This window comes from Streptomyces sp. Root1304, from assembly GCF_001426405.1.
Lineage (GTDB): Bacteria > Actinomycetota > Actinomycetes > Streptomycetales > Streptomycetaceae > Streptomyces.
This window is the reverse complement of record NZ_LMEP01000022.1, coordinates 362,587-379,929: the sequence shown is the minus strand read 5'-3', so window position 1 is coordinate 379,929 and position 17,343 is coordinate 362,587. Positions and strand designations below refer to the sequence as shown.

11 protein-coding genes are annotated in these 17,343 nt (G+C 68.1%); 7 read left to right on the top strand and 4 right to left on the bottom strand.

The annotated features are described in order from the left end of the window. Positions 1 to 112: 112 nt before the first annotated feature. A complete protein-coding gene (locus tag ASD33_RS21095) occupies positions 113 to 1,360 on the bottom strand; it encodes a helix-turn-helix transcriptional regulator (protein ID WP_056563160.1) in 1,248 nt (415 codons plus the stop codon). A 587-nt stretch (positions 1,361 to 1,947) separates the two neighbouring features. Then, entirely contained in the window at positions 1,948 to 2,814 is an 867-nt protein-coding gene (locus ASD33_RS21090; RefSeq protein WP_079044938.1) for a GntR family transcriptional regulator, read from the bottom strand. Between the two features lie 166 nt (positions 2,815 to 2,980). On the opposite strand from ASD33_RS21090, the gene ASD33_RS21085 reads away from it, so the two are divergent. From ASD33_RS21085 to ASD33_RS21055, 7 genes are all read left to right on the top strand, one after another. Beyond that, positions 2,981 to 3,334 (top strand): hypothetical protein, encoded by a 354-nt coding sequence (locus ASD33_RS21085; RefSeq protein ID WP_056562514.1) that lies wholly within the window; start codon positions 2,981 to 2,983, stop codon positions 3,332 to 3,334. After that, complete coding sequence (locus ASD33_RS21080; RefSeq protein ID WP_056562511.1) at positions 3,331 to 3,522, top strand: hypothetical protein; 192 nt, start codon at positions 3,331 to 3,333, stop codon at positions 3,520 to 3,522. The genes ASD33_RS21085 and ASD33_RS21080 overlap by 4 nt, the downstream gene beginning before the upstream one ends. Before the next feature lies 1 nt (position 3,523). Next, a complete protein-coding gene (locus ASD33_RS21075; RefSeq protein ID WP_199863561.1) occupies positions 3,524 to 4,939 on the top strand; it encodes an FtsK/SpoIIIE domain-containing protein in 1,416 nt (471 codons plus the stop codon). Positions 4,940 to 4,980: 41 nt separating this feature from the next. Then, on the top strand, positions 4,981 to 5,748 hold the full coding sequence (locus tag ASD33_RS21070; protein ID WP_056562508.1) for a DUF2637 domain-containing protein: 768 nt from the start codon (positions 4,981 to 4,983) through the stop codon (positions 5,746 to 5,748). A 153-nt stretch (positions 5,749 to 5,901) separates the two neighbouring features. After that, positions 5,902 to 7,350 carry a replication initiator gene (locus ASD33_RS21065; RefSeq protein ID WP_056562505.1) on the top strand — a complete coding sequence of 483 codons (1,449 nt, stop codon included), beginning with the start codon at positions 5,902 to 5,904 and terminating at the stop codon, positions 7,348 to 7,350. Beyond that, positions 7,347 to 7,574 carry a helix-turn-helix domain-containing protein gene (locus tag ASD33_RS21060; RefSeq protein ID WP_199863560.1) on the top strand — a complete coding sequence of 76 codons (228 nt, stop codon included), beginning with the start codon at positions 7,347 to 7,349 and terminating at the stop codon, positions 7,572 to 7,574. Before ASD33_RS21065 ends, ASD33_RS21060 begins: the two co-directional genes overlap by 4 nt. Continuing rightward, positions 7,574 to 8,875, top strand: coding sequence for a site-specific integrase (locus ASD33_RS21055; protein WP_056562502.1), 1,302 nt, complete (start codon positions 7,574 to 7,576; stop codon positions 8,873 to 8,875). Before ASD33_RS21060 ends, ASD33_RS21055 begins: the two co-directional genes overlap by 1 nt. Before the next feature lie 136 nt (positions 8,876 to 9,011). On the opposite strand, the gene ASD33_RS21050 is transcribed toward ASD33_RS21055, so the two are convergent. Both ASD33_RS21050 and ASD33_RS21045 read right to left on the bottom strand, forming a co-directional pair. Beyond that, entirely contained in the window at positions 9,012 to 9,599 is a 588-nt protein-coding gene (locus ASD33_RS21050) for a DUF6000 family protein (protein WP_056562500.1), read from the bottom strand. 38 nt (positions 9,600 to 9,637) lie between these two features. Next, on the bottom strand, positions 9,638 to 16,846 hold the full coding sequence (locus ASD33_RS21045) for a polymorphic toxin-type HINT domain-containing protein (RefSeq protein WP_242427162.1): 7,209 nt from the start codon (positions 16,844 to 16,846) through the stop codon (positions 9,638 to 9,640). Between the last annotated feature and the right edge of the window lie 497 nt (positions 16,847 to 17,343).

Genomic DNA, 17,343 nt, shown 5'->3' with positions numbered 1-17,343 from the left:
CGGGTCGCTGATAGGGACACGGTGACCGTAGATGCCTGACTGTCCGTCACTCCATGTGAGTGGCACGGCAGTTTGCGACACTGGGTCTGCGAACTACCACGCTTCGTGGCAGCTATCCGACAACGTCGAGGTAGGCGGCCATGTCCCGCATCTCCGTCGTCAGGGTGCGCTTCCGCTTGTTCAAGATCTCCTGCATGGTTTCGGCGGCCGAGTTCTGGTGCCTGAGCCACTCGGGGGCGGTGGCTCGGACACGGGTCAGTTCGTCCATCGCCGCCGACAGGTCTCCGGTGCGCGTGTAGGCCCGCGCGACGTCGAGGGTGAAGCGGTTGCCGTCGTTTGTGCTGGGCCTGCCCAGGCGCTTCCACGCCCTGGGCGACAGCGCTTCTTCCTCGTCGGCTTTCCGCACGACCGCGCGGGCGTCCCCGATGACCATGGAGTCTTCGAGTGCTTTCAGGGCCGCGGTGACGGGCCCGAATACGGACCAGTGGCGAGAGAGGTTGCGGTGCGCGGTGCCGACGGCGGTTGCCGCCACCCGCGCTGCCTTGCGGTACTCCTTGGCTTCGTCCGGGCGGTTGTTCCGGGCGGCAGCGGCTGCGGCCTCCATGGCCAGACCGCCCCACACCGCGTAGTGGTCCGGCTCGGCCCCGGTGATCTTCGGCTCAACCGCGTCCATGCTCTCGGCTGCGATCCGCTCCGCCTCGTCCAGTCGGCCCTGACGCACCAGCAGCCAGCACATGCCGCCGACGCCGGAGCCTGCCGCGAGCATGTCTCCGCTCTGCTTGGCGTCCTCGATGGCACCGCTCAGGGCCGCGTACGCGATGTCGTACTGCCTCACCTGCGTGAGGTACGTGCCGGCCAGACGCAGCGCCTCGGCCCGGGCAAGCAGGGCTTGCCTGTGTTCGTCTCCGCTGTCGTAGTAGGCCACGGCCAGGGAGGCATCGCGCAGCAGGCCGGGAAGCTGGGCGGCGACGCTCTTGTAGCTGTCGGAGAAGTACAGCTCCCGCGCGTCTCGCACCGTACGGCTGAAGGTACGCAGGTTCGGTTCCTCGCCTGCGACTTCGGCGTCCTGGTCCACGAGCCCGACGGCTGGAGTGAGCACGGCGCGAAGCTGGATCAGGTTGAACCGGTTCGGCTCCTCGGCCCGCCCTATGGGCTCAGGCGCGTCCGACGCCATCAGCGCGGCGGTGGTCACCCCCAGTGCGCGTGCGAGGGCGTGCAGCGTCTCCATGCGGACCGTTCCGCCCTGCTCCACCTTGCGCACCGTGCCCGGTGACACGCCTGCGGCGTGGGCCAGTTCCTCCTGGCTCATCCCGGCGCGACGCCGGTACTTACGGACGTTGTCGGCCAGTTCCGTAGTCATCCCGTTCACCACCTCCAGCGCCACGGTACGCCGGACGGGCGCGTCAACCGGTGGCTATCCGGCAGATACCCGCCAGGGAGCAATCGCCCACCCAACACGACGCGGCGGTCAGTGCGGGGCCGGGCCTCCGGCAGAGCTGGCCTGAGCGGGAGGGGTCCCTCGTCGGTCGGGCAGCTTCGCCGGACCAGGGTTCCCCGGGGGCCGCCAAGGCTCACCCCGTGACGCGTGCGCTCGGCCTTGGCGGCCCCCGGGGGTTCCTGGTACGCCTCCGGTGACCGAGCGACGAGGGACCCCTCCCGCGCCACCGACCGCACACCACGACGACGCCGCACCCGCACTCGGCCCCCTCCCCCTCGGAGAGAGGGCCGGGGCCTGGGGCAGAGCCTCAGAAGGCTTCGCTGCACGAGCTGTTGCGCGGCCGGACCGGCGGGGCCGTCGCCAGCGGGGCGGAGACAGGAGCGGGCGGCGGCCCCGCAGGGCCGGAGCGCGCGCGGCCCGCGCCAGCGGGCCGCCTTGATCAAGTAAAGAAACTCTGAACAGCTCTCCAGAGGTCGTCGCCTGCTGCTGCGACATGGCGCGGTTCGGCGTCAGCGTCGGCGTCGGCCTTCGGTAAGTCTGTCGCGCAGAAGTTGGGCCTTGGCGGCCTTTTCCTCAGGGGTGTAGTCGCCGCTGAGGCGCTTGCGTTGCTCCATGACGGCTCGCATCGCGTCGCGGTGGGCTGTGGCGGCTTCGAATTCGGTGCTGGCCTTCGCGAAGCGTTCCTCGGCGGCCTCCAGTTCGGCGGCGACCTCGTCATCGGTCTTGCCGCTGAGGCGTACGGCCTCTTCGTCTGCGCGGCGCCGGGCCAGGGACTGGTCAAGCATCTCGTGGTAGCGCTTGAGGAACTGGTCGTGCGGGCTGAGTTGGCGGACGAACACTCCCCTGCCCTGGACCGAGTAGATCAGTCCCTCGTCCTTGAGGAGCCTCAGGGCGTTCTGCGCCGTGGAGTTGGCGATGCCGAACTGCTCTTGCAGCTCGCGGGCGGAGGGAAGCTTGGCGCCCGGTGCGAGCCGGCCGTCTTGGATCTGCTTGCGGAGCGCGTCCGCGGTCTGCACGTACGGGGGACGGGGGTCGTCGCTGGGTGCGACCTGCCATCCCCGCCGAAGGTCACCGAGCCCGACGTACGCGGGGTCCGACTCGCCTGCGGCGGACTCTTTCTCTTCCGGCTCGGTCTCGCTGTCCTGGGCGCGCACGTAGCTGCCCCGCCCCAGGACGGAGTAGATCAGCCCCTCCTCTTTGAGCAGGCGCAGGGCGTTCTGGACCGTCGAACTCGCGATTCCGAAACGCCGTTGCAGCTCGCGTGCGGAGGGCAGTCGCTCGCCCGGACGTAGCTCGCCGTCGCGGATGGCGGCGCGTAGGACGTCGGCGGCCTGCACGTAGGGCGGCCGGGGGTCCTGATCCAGGGGCAGCGTCATGACACGAGGGTAGCGGCGGACCGGCACCCACGGCATACCCGGCCGCCCCTGCGTCCGAGACGCACAGGTGTATCGATACGAATCGAGTGTTGCGAGTGTAGCGGGCGTGCGGTTATGGTCGTGCCGAGTCGATCAAGCGGCTCCATCGATCAAGGGGTGTGATGGCATGGCCATGTCTCGAATCCGTGTTGCTCTGCTGCCGTCGGCGGTGTGCATCGCGGGCACCGAGCCGGTGCTGAAGATCAAGGACCAGCAGACCGGGGAGGTCGCCACCGACCGGGAGACCGGCGCGTCGCTGTACACCGTGACCGTGATGCTCATGGAGGACGGCCGGGCCGAGGTCCTGAAGATCACGGTCCCGGAGACGGGCCTGGCGGCCGGGCTGAAGCCGGGCGCGATGGTGCGGCCGGTGGAGCTGTTCGCCACCCCGTGGGCGCGGATCTTCAACGGTCAGCTCTCCGACGGCGTCGCCTACCGCGCCGCCCGCCTGGAACTGGTCGCGGCGGAGGCGGCGCAGTGACCGGCTTCGGCAGCCGGGGGCCGCAGCGTGAGCTGCATGTGCTGCGGCCTCTGCCGGGCACCGAGGGCAAGGCGACGTTCTCCGCATCCGGTGCAGTGCTCGATCTGCTCGGCCTGGCCCCGGCGGACGCGGCCGGGCTGGACCTGGCCGACGTGCTGCACCTGATACGCGCGACCGAGGGGGACTGACGTGGAGAACCTGACCGATCACGCACCGCAGGTGCTGCTGGTCGTTGCCATGCTGGCGGGCGTCTGGCTGTGCTGGGGCGTCGTGCGCTACGTCCGCGCCGACCGGGGCACGAGGGTCAGCATGCGGCAGGCCGTTCGGGTCCGCTGGGGCTGGGTGCGCCTGGCGCGGATGGCCGGGCTGACGGTCACCGACAAGACGCCGGGCCTGCTCTCGCAGCTCACCGCCCAGAAGGACGGTCCCGCCCCCGCGCCTCGGGTGCTGACTCCCAGGATCAAGGTCAAGCCGGACCAGTTTGGCGTGATCGTCCGGGCCGGGACCCTGCCGCAGGTCGGGCTGGAAGAGTACCAGAAGGCGGCGCGGTTCCTGGCGGATGCCTGGCGGTGCACGCGGGTCTCCGTGCTGCCGGACGGGCCCGGCCGGGTGGTGATCCGTGGCGTGCGCTCCGACCCGTTGACCACGCCGGCCAAGCACCGGCCCACCGGCCGCCCGCAGGAGGACGTGGCGCGCTGGGAACTGGGAGTGGACGAGTACGCCGCACCAGTGTGCGTGTCCCTGGCGAACGTGCCCGGGGTGACCGTGGCTGGCACGCCCGGTGCGGGCAAGACCTCGGGTATCAACAAGTTCGTCTGTGACCTCGCGCCGTCGGCGACCGTGCAGTTCGTGGGCTTCGACGGGAAGGTGTCGCGGGCCGAGGAAGGCGACTACGCGGACCTGGTCAAGCGGATGTTCGCGTTCTGCGGTGACGACCTGGACGAGGCCAACGCGCTGTTCAAGCGCCTGGTTCAGCTGCGTCGGCGGCGGTCGTCGGTCATCCGGGACGTGCTGGGCGTGAAGAACATGTGGCACGTCGGACCCTCGCGGCTGTGGCCGCTCACGGTGGTGCTTATCGATGAGGCGCACACGTTCTTCCGCGAGTACAAGGGCAGCGACGCCGAGACGAAACGTCTGGCCGCGCTGACGGCGGAGAACGCCCGGCTGGTGGAGGACCTGGTCAAGAAGGGCCGCAGCGTCGGCGTGCTGGTGATCCTGATCAGCCAGAAGACCACGGGCGATGCCATCCCGACGTTCATCCGTGACGTGTGCCCGGTGGGGCTGTCGTTCGCGCAGAAGACGGTGGAAGCCGCGGTGGCTGCGCTGGGCGACGACATCCGCAACTGGCCCGATGCCAGCCCGGTCACCTTGCAGGACCCCGCCTACGTCGGGGTTGCGGTGATGGCGATGCAGGGCCGCCCTGGCTTCACCCGTATCCGCACCCCCTACGTCTCGGACGCCGACGCCGCCCGTATCGCGGAAGCCACCTCTCACCTGACCGCCGACCCTGCCCTGTGCCTGGACGCCCTCCTCGACACCACCGGCCACACGGACCCCGGCGACGACGGCCCGGACGGTCCGGCCGTCTCCCTGGCCAAGCCCTGAACAACCCCGACCCGCACGTCCTGAGAGAGGAGGTTCCCCGCATGGCAGAGGAGCGGTTCACCCGGCGCACCGTGACCGTGGTGATGGCCGTAATCGCGGCCCTGGCCTTCGTCTTCTCCTTCGGCAACGTCTGGGCACTCGCCCTGCGGCTCGGCGTCCCCCGCCCGATCGCGCCGCTGATCGCGCCCATGGTGGACCTGTCCGTCGTCGGACTCCTGGTCGCCCTGCGCTTCCTGGCCCTGCGCGGCGTCCCCGAGCACGACCTGAAGGCCGGCACGCGACTGCTGCACCTGTGCGGGCTGCTCACCCTCGCCCTGAATACCGCCGAGCCGCTGCTGACCGGACGCTACGGACGGGCCTGCCTGGATACCGTCGCCCCGCTCCTGCTCCTGGGCTGGGGCCACGTCGGTCCCGCCTTCCTGGCCCACTTCCACACCGCCGCACACCTGGAGGACGCCACCACCGCTACCCCAGCCCCCGCGCCCATCGCTGAGCCGGTGCCCACCTCGGTGCCCGCTCCCGATATGGCGGCCCCGGCCCCTGAGCCGGTCCCCGCCGCGACACCTACGCCGCCTCCGGCCGAAGTGCCTACCGTGATCGAGGTACCCGGCTCCGCCACAGTCCCGGCCGTCGCCAAGGCGCCTGCCTCCGGCTCCCGCCCGGCCCTGCCCGCCGCACTGCTGAGTGCGGCCCGGCGCATCGCGGACACCCACCACGCCGAGCACGGAACACCGGTCACCGCCGCCCAGCTCGCGACCCGCATGGGCGTCGCCCTGCCGGTGGCCACCGCCGCCCTCGCTCAGCTCTGAGCCACCCCGGCCACCTGCCGGATCGCCCCTCCCTCGAAATCCATGCCCACCCGTTGGGCCTGGTTCGTCATGCCCCGAGCAGCACCAACACGCCCACAACCATGGCCGGTTGCTGCTCGGGGTTCCCATCCCGACAGAAGGGACACGCCCCGAATGGTCACCCTGGACCTGCGCCACGTGGCAAGCCCCGCCGTGCGGGACCTGCTCCACCTCGTCAACCACCCCGACTTCGACCGAGCACAGCAGCAGATCGAACGCCTCGGCGGCTGCACCGAACCCGTCCGCCTGACCGGCCGCACCGCCACCGTCGACACCACGACCGGCGAGGTCCTGCGCTCCTACACCTCCTCCGCCGAGCCCACGGGCAGTCTGCTCACCGCGTGCGGCAACCGCCGTGCCTCACGCTGCCCGGCCTGCTCCCGCCTCTACGCCGCCGACACCTACCACCTCATCCGCGCCGGCCTTTCCGGCGGCAAGACCGTGCCCGACACCGTCCGCACCCACCCCCGCGTCTTCGTCACCCTCACCCCGCCGTCCTTCGGCCCCGTCCACAACCGCCCCACCACGCCCGGCGGCGGCATCCGGCTCTGCCGCTGCCGCAAGCTCCACGAACCCACGGACGTCCTGCTCGGAACGCCGCTGAATCCGGCGAGCTACGACTACACGGGCGCGGTCCTTTTCAACGCCCACGCCGGAGCCTTGTGGGCCCGCTTCACCACCTACCTACGCCGCGAGATCGCCGCCCGGCTCGGCATGACCCAGAAGGCCGCGCACGCGGTCCTGCGGGTCTCGTTCGCCAAGGTCGCCGAGTACCAGCAGCGCGGCCTGGTCCACTTCCACGCCGTCATCCGGCTCGACGGCCCGGACGGCACCAGTCAGCCCCCGCCGCCGTACGCCACCGTCGCCGTGCTCACCGACGCCGTACGCGCCGCCGCCGCACGGGTCCGCGTCACGGTCGAGTCGGACGCGGTCGGGGAACGCGAACTCTCCTGGGGCGAACAGCTCGACATACGCGAGATCGCCGCCTTCGGCGCCGACGCCGAATTCACCGACCAGGCGGTGGCCGCCTACGTGGCGAAGTACGCCACCAAGTCGGCCGACGCCTCCGGCACCCTCGACCGCGCCCTGTTCTGCCGCCCCTGCCAGGGGCGCGGCGCCACCCTCCTGCCCCACGGAACCCCGCTCCCTTGCACCACGTGCGACGGCACCGGACAGTCCCGCCCGCTGCCCCGCCTCGCGGTCGCCCGGCACGTGCGGCAGATGATCCGCACCTGCTGGGAGCTGGGCAAGCTGCCGGAGCTCGCCGAACTGAAGCTCTGGAAGTGGGCGCACATGCTCGGCTTCCGGGGCCACTTCTCCACCAAGTCCCGCCGCTACTCCACCACTCTCGGCGCGCTGCGCACCGCCCGCCGCGCCTGGCGCACCGAACAGGCCCGGTCCCACGCCGGCCTGCCCGAGCCCGGCCCGGACACCACCCTCGTCGTCGGCCACTGGGCTTACCAGGGCTCGGGCTACACCCCCGGCGGCGCGCTCCTCGCAGCCGCCGTCTGGCACCGCCGGGAACTGGAACGCCGGTTCATCGCCGAAGGGGGCTGCGGATGAACGCGCAGGAACCAGCCCCGACCCGGCGGGGACTGAGTACGCCGGAAGAGCTGCTGACCGTGCCCCAGGTCATGGCCCGCCTCCAGCTCGGCCGCTCCGCCGTCTACGACCTGCTCCGCACCCGCCAGCTCGCCTCCATCACCCTCGGCCGCGCCCGCCGCATCCCCACCCACGCCCTCACCGACTTCATCCGCACCCGACTCGACCAGGAAGCCGCCGCCTGATGACCACGCCCCACTACACCCCCACCTCCCGCCGCGTGCGGGCCAACGGCGACGGGACCGTCTATCAACGCAAGGACGGCCGGTGGGAGGCTGCCGGATACGTCCTCGCCCCCGGCAACACCCGTCGCCGTGTTCGCGTCTACGGCACCACCCGGAAGGAGGCCCTGGCCAAGCTCACCGAGAAGATCGCCGCCAGCAACCGCGGCCTTCCCGTGCCCTCCGCGCAGGGCAGCGTCGGCGCGTACCTGACGTACTGGCTGGAGAACGTCGCCGTCCACCACCTCCGCGAGAACACCCACACCCGCTACACCACCTGCGTGAACCGGTACCTGATCCCCGGCCTGGGCAAGAAGAAGCTGGCCAAGCTCACCGCCAAGGACGTCCGTACCTGGCTCAACCAGCTCCGCACCACCTGTCAGTGCTGCACGCGCGGCATCGACGCCCGGCGCGACCAGCACCGCTGCTGCGCCGCTGGCCGGTGCTGCTCCAAGCTGCTCTCTCCGCTGACGCTCACCTACCTCCATTCCGTGCTCAAGTCCGCCTTGGAGCACGCCGTCCGGGAGGAAGAGATCCCGCGCAACGTCGCCCGTAACGTCCGCACCGGCACCCCACGGCCCCGCCGCTTCGAACCCCTCACCGCCGACGAAGCCCGCCAACTCCTCACCGTCGCCCAGGGCCACCGGCTGCACGCGCTGTTCGAACTCGCCCTCCACACCGGACTCCGCAAGGGCGAACTCCTCGGCCTGCGCTGGGAAGACCTCGACCTCGACGCCGGCACCGCCGCCATCCGCCGAACCTTGCAGCGCACCAGCGCAGGCGGGCTCACCACGCTGCCCACCAAAACGCGGGCCTCCGAGCGCCGCATCGCCCTCCCCACCCGCTGCGTCCAGTCGCTGAAGCTCCACCACGAGCAGCAGAAGCGCGAACGTGAGACCGCGGGCACCACATGGCAGGACGACGGGCAGGTGTTCACGACCGTGCAGGGCCGACCGATCGACCCGACCAACCTCACCCGCGCCTTCATCACGCTCCTCCGCAAGGCCGGCCTCCGCCGCATTCGCTTCCACGACCTGCGGCACTCGACCGCCACCCTGCTCCTTGAACAGGGCGTCGAACTCGTCGTGATCAAGGAACTCCTCGGCCACGCCCACATCGGCGTCACCGCCACCGTCTATGCCCACGTAAGGCTCCGCCTTCAACGCGACGCCATCGACACCCTCAGTACCGCGCTCGGCAGCCCGGCGATCACCACGGGCAACGGTGACAACGACGAACCGCCGCCCTGCGCCATCGTCCGCTGACGTTGCCGTCATTTACTGCCGTCACCCCACGCAGAAGCCCCGCCAGGACGCACCCGGCGGGGCTTCGTTTCGCTATCACGAACGGCTTCAGCAAAGGAAGCCTTCAGAAGTGGGTGTAGGTATAGCCTGCCAGTGATCAGTCCAGGATCTCGGCAAGCTCAATCCAGCCTGCCACTTCCCTCTCCCAATGGGAAGGATCAGCAACCTCAAGGAAGCCTGCCGCCGACCAACGATCCCACAACCCTTCGGGCGCAAGAAGATCTTGCGAAAGCCGTACGCCCAAACGCCTCTCGATATGCAGCAGCGCACCAAGGCACCACGGCTGGTTTCCCCGATTTTGCAGCTCGCTCAGACTGCGCTCCAGATGACGCTTCAAGGCATACGCATCAGAGGGTTGACAGAACCGAGCCAGCGCGAAGGCAACGCCTTTTTCCGTGCGTCTGGCGCCCCCCTCCTCGATAAGCCTGTGCAGCTCGTCTCGAAATTCAGATCTCTGCGCAAACCCGATGAGCCAACACGCCGTAAGAGCCTCCCGCCAGTCGCCGCCCAGGAGCTGCTCCAGCTCACTCGCCGACGCCTGCCGACCGTCGTCCATCAAGGCCGCACCAAACTCAAGGGCCTGCTCATGGCCAGCCCTCATGAAGCTCCCGGAGAGGAGTTTCTTATACCTGTTCCCGGGCAAGCAATAGCGCGCAAACAGATCACCCGCACTGGTTCCAGACACTTGAAACTCCTCTCCCGGACACGACTACTTCGATTCCGTCACCTAAATGGCCCCCATTCACAGCTCACCTGGCAGCCTGTGACGCGACCCTCAATGAGGACTTCCAGCTCTTCAAGTCCCCGCTGTCCGGCAACTCTCATGCGGCTTGGATCGATTGCACTGCGCGGAATCCTGAGAACCAGAGCCCCCGAACTACCGAACTCCTCTGAAAATTCTCGCGCTGTCTCCAGGTCAGGTGACCACGATGTGAAAACACTCTCCGTGTTATCACCCGAGTGCGCAACAGGATCGCTGTGGCCGCCGCGGGGTTCCGCAATACCTGCCCTCGCTTCCGCGAGCTTGTAGTGATTGTTGGTGACTCCTCGATAGAGGTATTCACCACTGGAGTCGCCGAGCTCGGCGGCCCGCGCAAACACATCGTCGACCGACGGGTTGCAGTTGTGAACGAGTACCGGCGTGGCCCCCGCCAGCACATAGTACGCGTGGATGTCCTCGATGGTGAGGTCGTGCGTGCGCTGGCGCTTTGCGTAGTGGTCGAGTGCTGTGATCTGGACCAGCGTGCCCGCACTCGTGCGGAGCCAATGGCCAATCTTCAGGTTGCCGGCCGGGACCCACTCCTTCAGGGCGGGAACCCAGAAGGGATGGGTGTCGGTGGCAATGATGCTTGACAGGGTTTCACCCGTCGCGACAGTGATCTCGGTGAAATCCTTGTCGTCCTCGGTCCGGATGGTTTCGAGGACCTTCTTCTCTGCCTTCTTGCCCGTTTCGACGTCGGTTGTGGCGACAGTGTCGCCGACCTCTACATCCTCGATCTTCTTGCGGGTGCCGTCAGCCATGAGAACTTCGGTTCCCGGGAGGAAGGAGTGGCAGAGGGATTTTGCCGCTGCCTTTGCGCCTGCCTTGGCGGCGCCGACTCCCATGAACATGATGCCGGCCGCGTCCCCTAGGAACTCGCCATCTTCGTATCCGGGGTCGCTGGTGTCGACGCCAATCGATTCCATGGTTTTGTCGTAGAGGCTTGTCGGAGAATACCCCGGCAGCAGTGAGAGTGGGGACGCCGCCAGATATCCGGAAAAGGCGCGCCCCACACCGGCGACGGTGTTCCAGTTGTACACGATCTTGCGGGGTGTCACGTCGACGACAGTGCCCCAGTTTACGCCGGCGACCTGCTTGAAATCGCGCTTTCCATTCCACTCTTGGTAGGCGGAGAACTTCCACCCGTTTCCGGTTGGCTGCCAGGTCTCGTGATAGTTGACCGACATCTCGGTCGGGCCATCCGGTCGGCACGTGCTGGAGTTGCCCCCGCAGAGGCCGTCAGGGCGGAGCCCTGTGGGGTCACTCTTCGACACCGGGTTGGCGTTGGCGTAGGTGTACCCGTTCATTTGGAGCGGGTCGGTGAGGTCGATGATGGGGTCGGCAGAGAGGAACCGGCCGGTGTTCTGGTCGTATTCGCGGGCGCCGATATGGGTGAGGCCGGAGGTGGTGTCGTCGATCCCGACGCCGAGGTAGCCGCGCTTGTTGGGCCAGTTCGCGGGTTTGGGGCCGCGGAGTTCGCCGTAGGGCTTCAGCGAGCGGCGAGTGACCTTCTGGCCGGTGGCGAGTTCGACGGTGGTGTTGGCGGTTCCGAGATGGTCGGCGATCAGGGCGTTGAGCACGTGACCCGTGTTGGTGCCGTTCGTGGTCCGCACGACGGTGGGTGCGCCGGCCTGGGCGTAGGCGCGGGAGGCCTGCGTGATGGCTGTGCCGTTGGTGGTGACCTCGGCTTCGCCCAGGTAGAGGGTGCTGCCGACTCCGGAGGTGTTTTCCAGGAGGCGGTTGCCCTCGGCGTCGTACACGTAGGTGGTTTTGGTCGTGCCGACGGTGTTGGAGGCGAGTTTGTGCTCGTTGGTCCACTCGAGGGTCTGGTCCTGGTCGGTGCCGGGCAGGTCTCGGGTGCGGGTGGTGCCGGTGGGGTTGTAGGTGTAGCTGCTGCCCTTGCCTGCCGGGGCGGTGGCGACGGAGGTCAGCGTGTGCGGCTGGCTGGGGTTGTAGGTGTAGCCGTAGCTGGTGTTCTTGGTGGTGTCGCCGGCCGGGTCGTGCTCGGTCATCGTGGCGCGGTTGCCGAGCCGGTCGAAGGTGAAGGACTGGCGGTAGGCGGTCGCGCCGGTGGCGACGGTGCTGGCGGCGGGAGCTGTCGTGGCGAGGTTGGTGGGCTGGGTACCGGCCTGGGGAACAGCGTCCGCGACCGGACCGTTGGAGGGAGCACCGTCATTGCGGTAGCCCCATGTGGCGCCGCTTTCGGCCTTGCACCCGGTGCCGCCCGCGGTCTTGATGTCCGCGGGGGTGATATTCGACGTCCAGGCGTTGACCAGCTCGCCCATGACGTCGTAGGTGAAGCACTGGTTGTCCCAGGCCGCCCCCGCCGCTTCGAAGAGCTTTCGGGCGCTGGCGGTGATCATGCCGGCGGTGTCGTAGGAGTAGCGGGCGTCCGTGATTTCGTGCGGGCCGGCGGTCTCCCTGTCGGTGACCGTGCGCTGGAGCCGACCAGTGTGTTCGTCGATGAAGTTGGTGGTCCAGACCCGGTAGGGCTGGGCGCCGGAGACGGTGCGCAGTACCTCGCCGTACGGGGAGTAGCTGGCGTCGGTGGTGTACCAGTTGTGGCCCGAGGTGGACTCGGGCAGGCCGTCCTCGTTGTATCGGGTGATGACCTTCTCGTCGGCCAGCCCGCCGACCTTGGGCAGGGTGACTGAGAGAGGCGCACCCATGGGCGTGTACGTGTAGGTGTACGCGTACACGCCCGACATGCCCGTCGTCATGCTGTTGCTGGGGATGACGGTTTCACGCTTGGTGGGCCGGTACTCGGTGTCGTAGCTGGTGACGCGGTTGATGTAGTCACCGTCGGCGGTGTGACGCGTCGACTCGTGGAGAAGGCCGAGCGCGCCGGCCTTGTCGTAGGTGAATGACTTCATCAGGGCGCCGCTTGCCGAGCCTTCGTGGACCTCGGTGACCCGGCTGAGTTCGTCGTACTTGGTGTACGTGGACTTCAGGGAGGCGTCTGTGACGAGGGTCGGGCGGTCGGCGTTGTCGTACTCCGTTTTGGTGGTGCCCGTGTCGGGGTCCTTCGCAGCTGTCACTCGGCCTCGTGCGTCATAGGCGTACGTCCAGGTGTTGCCGGCCGAATCGGTGACCGCGGTGCGGTTGCCGCGCTTGTCGTAGCCGTACGTGGTCGCACGGTAGGGGCCGTTGCTGCCGAGGGCGGTGTAGTGGCGGATCGACGTGACGCGACCGAGGGCGTCGGAGTACGTCGTCGTCTTCGGGACGGTGGAACCGGGCGGGTCCACCGTGACGCTGTCATCGCCGTATCCGGTGTACGAGGAGTACTTGGCGATCGCACCGTGGAACGTGGTCTGTCGTGCGGCGCGGCCGAGGCCGTCGTAAAAGGTCTTGGCGCGACTGGGTATGAGGGTGGCGGACTTGACTTCGAACGGCTTGGTTTCGGGCTCGCCCTTGGCGAGGTAGCTGCCTGTCTGCTCGGCTACCAAACCTTCGGAGTTGTACTCGGTATCGCTGATGATCCTGCCCGGTCCGACGGCCTCGGACTGGGTCTGGACCTGGCGCAGCAGGCCGTCGTAGAGCGTGATCTGACGGGCGTAGGTGCCGTCGTCCTTGAGGGTCTTGACGGTGACGGCCGCCGGGCGGGTCTCGTTCGGTGTGGCGATGGCCTGCTGGTACTCGACCTCGACGTTGGGGAGTTGGCTCCCGGAGGAGCGGGAAGCGGACCAGCTCTTGATGAGGCGGCCAAGCGCGTCGTACTCGGTCCTGGTGACATGGCCGTTGGGGTCGGTGGCGGTCAGGGGCAGAGCCCGACCCGGGTCGAAGGTGGTGGTGGACTCGTGGACTATTTCGGTGAGGCCGGGCTTGAGCTTCCTGATGGTTTTGACCGCGGTGACTGGTCCGCCCTGGTCGCCGGGGGTGTATTGCGTCTCGATCGCGCCTGTCCCGGGTGCGGTGACGGTGCGGATGCGGCCGAGGGGGTCGTACGTCGTGGAGGTGGTGACGGAGTGAGTGGTACCGGCGCCGTCGATCTCGGAGACGGACGTGGTCAGGCCCCGGGTGGGTGCGGCAGCGTCGTTGTCGTATGTGATCTGCACCGAACCCTTCAGCTCGGTGGCGGGGTCGGCCGTGTCGGAATTGGTGCAGGTGGTCGTGGTGGTGCGCTTCGACGTGGGCAGCCCGATAAGCCAGGCCGATTCGTTGTGGACGTACCCGGTCTTGGTGCAGGACTGCTCGGAGAGAGTCTCGCCCCCGGTACCGTTCCGTTTGACGACGGCGGTCTCGACGGCAGTTGGGAGGCCGTACGAGTTACGGCCCACGGTCGTTGTGCGTACTCCTTGCCAACTGGTGCCGACTGTCTGAATGGTGTCGGTCTGCTTGACGCTGGTCCGACGGGCGAGAAGCGGGTCGAGGGCTGTGCCGTCCTCTGCCTTACGGCTGCGGGACGCGGTCGTGGTGGACTCCGGAACGCTGAGTGTTCTGCTGACGACCTTGGGCCTGCCGTTGGCCAGCTTGTTGGAGTTGAGATAGGTGACCGTCTCGGCAGTCATGCCGGCGTACTGCGGCTCGTCCGTCACCTTCGTGCCGTCCGACCCGGCCAGGGCCACGTTCTCAGAGTCGAGCACCTCCCCGCCGACGCCCTGGAAGTAGCGCGTCTCCGAGAACGACTGGGACTGCGGCGTATCCCACAGCGGCGTGATGCTGGCGCCCTTGGTAGCCGTGACCTTCCGGTAGCCTCGCCAGTCGCTGTACGTCCGCAGCGAGGGCCGGGTGAACTCGTCCTCGCTCTTTGCCCAAGCCGGTCCGTAGTAGCGGTACTGGGTGTAGACCGGCTTGGTGAAGAGCGAGGTGACCTTGTCGGTCTCGGTGACCGACGCGACCACGTACTTGTTGAACCACGCCTTGGCGGGCGTCTTTTCGTCGCCGTCAGGTGACCAGCGCACGGGGTAGCAGTACGTGTTGGCCTTGCCCAGGTCCTGGGCTGGTTCAGCCGCGCATCCGCCGGCGTATTCGACCTCGATGCTGCCGCCGGCTTCCGTTGCCACGGTGCCGATGCGGGGTCGAGTGAACGGGGGGCGCTTGTCCGTAGCCAGCCCGGTCGGCACCAGGTTGCGGAGCTGCTTGTCCTTGAGCCGGTTTCGTAGCGGGGACGTGGTTCCGACGGTGTAGTGGGCGAAACTGACGCCGTCCTTGGACTGGATGGTGCCGGTCGTGTCACCGGGCTTGAAACCGGTGCGGGTGATGGAGTTGAGCCAGAGTCCCGGTGAGGTGTCGTACCAGTCCTCGGGGAAGGACTGGTGCAGCGTGTAGCTGTCGACCTTGCCCAGCTCCGTCTGGCCGGCACGGGCAGCCCACGTGGTCACCGTTGCCAGGCGCAGTTGCGTCCAGAACGAGGGAAAGGAAGGACAGAGGTCGGAGGTTGCCTTGCAGTTCAGCGCACCAGGGGTGTCCCACCAGGCGCGATAGGCGCCAGGGTCGCCGGTCTTGTCGAAGTTCGCGGCCGCGCATGCCGTGGCGTCCTTGAGGCAGCGCTGCTGCGTTCCGAAGACGACCTTCGCCGCAGGATTGGTGAGGCTGCCCGCGCGCATGCCGTATTCGATGCTCGTCGGGTACGCGTACCGGTCGTACTGTTCCGGATCCTTCCGCTTCTCGCGGACCGCGTAGTAGTTCTTCTCCTGAGACCAGTTGACAACCATCACGTTGCCGTGGACGTCAACGATCTTGTCGAGACCCCAGCGCCACGCCTGCTGCTTGTCCGTGCAGCGGGAGGCGGCGAAGGAGGAGCCGTGGCACGGCTCGTCAGGGTGGTTGCCGAAGACCGGCACAGTCGAGACGGAGTTGGTGTCGGCGTGACCGTCACCCACCTGGTTCAGGCCGAAGAAATACTTGGTGCCATCGGCGGTGGTGACGACCCAGTACTCACCGTTGTTGTCACGGTTCGTACCACCCGTCATCCGCTGGATTCTGCTGCCGTCGTCGACCTGAGGCCGGTAGATCTCCGTATCGTTCTCGGCGTCGGTGGTCGCCGCGTCGTCCCGGACCAACTCGGTCGTCTTGCCGCCGAGCGACATCACCGCGTTGTACGACACCCAGCAGAGGTCGCTGGTCTTGTCGGCCCTGGCCGTGTTGTTGGCCGCGTTCGAGCCCAGAGGCTTCGTGTCGTCCTTGCACGTTCGGTAGCGGCGCTCGATGTGACCGGGGTCGTACTCCCAGCCCTCGCCGACCCAGGACGTCTGCGGGGAAGAGACGGCCGTCTTGCCGTCCACCGTCTGCGAGCTGTAGTCGAACGACACGTTCGGCGCGGGACCGGCAGGCGAGGGAGGAATCGTCAGAGGGTAGCTCCAGGTGAAGGCTCCGGAGGAGCCTCCGGCCGACCACTTCCCACTGGAGGCGAGCGGCGTCGCCTTGAACGAGCCTCCGGCGCCGGCACCGGAGTCCACCGTGCCGATGACGGCCTTGTCGCCGCCCGTGGCCACGGGAGTGGCGGTGGTGTAGGAGGCCTGCATCACCGCGGGTCCGGAGTACGGGGCGCTGCCCGTGGTGACAGCGGGTGTGGTCGTGCCGTCCGCGGCGGTGTCGACCGTCGCGGTGATCGACTTGGTGCCCGTGTCGTTGACGGTCTCCAGTTCCTCGTACTCCTGGCACGCCTCTTCGAGCGGCGTGGTCAGGTAGCACTCGGGGAACTGGACGAGGCGCAGACGGCTGGACCAGTCGGCACCGTATAGGTTCTCGAACTTGCTGTAGTCGACCTGTACCGAGACCGGCACGGATCCCGTGGCGGGAGCCTGAACGGTCACCAGAGTGCCGACCGTCAGCGCGCCTTCGACCTTGCTGATCTCGTCGGCCCGGTTCACGACGGTGGTCTGCCAGGTGCCAGTGGGGGCGGGCTGGCCGACAGCCTGACCGAGGCTGACCGGGACGCTGTTCGTGGCCGGCTGGAGGCCCACTTGATCGGCCGTCGTGCTGGTGGCCGAGGTCTGGCTGACGCCGGACCCGAAGGTCACGGTGCCGGTGTTCGCCGGCGGCGGGGTCGTGGTACCGGCGGGGGCCGCCTGCTGGTCGTCGGGGACCTCGACCTTCAAGGTCTCGAGATCCTCCTCGAACGTCTGGCCCTCGACCGGCTTTTCCTCCACAAGAGGTTCGAGAGCGAGCGGCTCCGCTTCGAGGGTTTCTCGGCCCGTCTCCGCAGCGGTCGGGTCGGGCGGCAGAGCCATCGACTGGGCGGGCAGCAAACCGACGAGGAGCGCCGCCCCCAAGGCGGGAAGGAAGAGGCGCCGTCTGCGACGACGGGCAGGCGAAAGACGACCAGACAAGACGGGGTCCCCCCGGACCACTCGGAGCGGGACCGGAACGGACCGCGTGTGATTGCACTTCAGGCTTGCGCAGATTCTGCGGTCATGACGTGAAGGAATGCCAGAGAACGCCGGGCAGGCGTGATCATCGTCACGGAACGTAATGGCATGGTGTGGCATCAATGCGGTTCATCGGAACCATTCCGATGAACTGGATCAGTGCACTCGGCTGGGGTAATCAGGCATTCCCGCGCCCACTTGCGGATGAATAGGTTGACACCTTGCAGGATTTGCGCATGTTTAGCGCCATGTGCCGGGGCGCCGACCCCTTGATGCCGCGGAGCAACTCCTTCTCGCTGCTTCCGGAATCCTGCTTCTGCCCCGCGGTGGTCCCGTTCCGACGGTCCGGTTGCGGCGTG

Bases quoted from the DNA above. Each gene is read 5' to 3' on its own strand.
- ASD33_RS21090 (WP_079044938.1), bottom strand. From the start codon at position 2,814: ATGACGCTGCCCCTGGATCAGGACCCCCGGCCGCCCTACGTGCAGGCC.
- ASD33_RS21065 (WP_056562505.1), top strand. From the start codon at position 5,902: ATGGTCACCCTGGACCTGCGCCACGTGGCAAGCCCCGCCGTGCGGGAC.
- ASD33_RS21055 (WP_056562502.1), top strand. From the start codon at position 7,574: ATGACCACGCCCCACTACACCCCCACCTCCCGCCGCGTGCGGGCCAAC.
- ASD33_RS21045 (WP_242427162.1), bottom strand. From the start codon at position 16,846: ATGGCTCTGCCGCCCGACCCGACCGCTGCGGAGACGGGCCGAGAAACC.
- ASD33_RS21095 (WP_056563160.1), bottom strand. From the start codon at position 1,360: ATGACTACGGAACTGGCCGACAACGTCCGTAAGTACCGGCGTCGCGCC.
- ASD33_RS21085 (WP_056562514.1), top strand. From the start codon at position 2,981: ATGGCCATGTCTCGAATCCGTGTTGCTCTGCTGCCGTCGGCGGTGTGC.
- ASD33_RS21060 (WP_199863560.1), top strand. From the start codon at position 7,347: ATGAACGCGCAGGAACCAGCCCCGACCCGGCGGGGACTGAGTACGCCG.
- ASD33_RS21070 (WP_056562508.1), top strand. From the start codon at position 4,981: ATGGCAGAGGAGCGGTTCACCCGGCGCACCGTGACCGTGGTGATGGCC.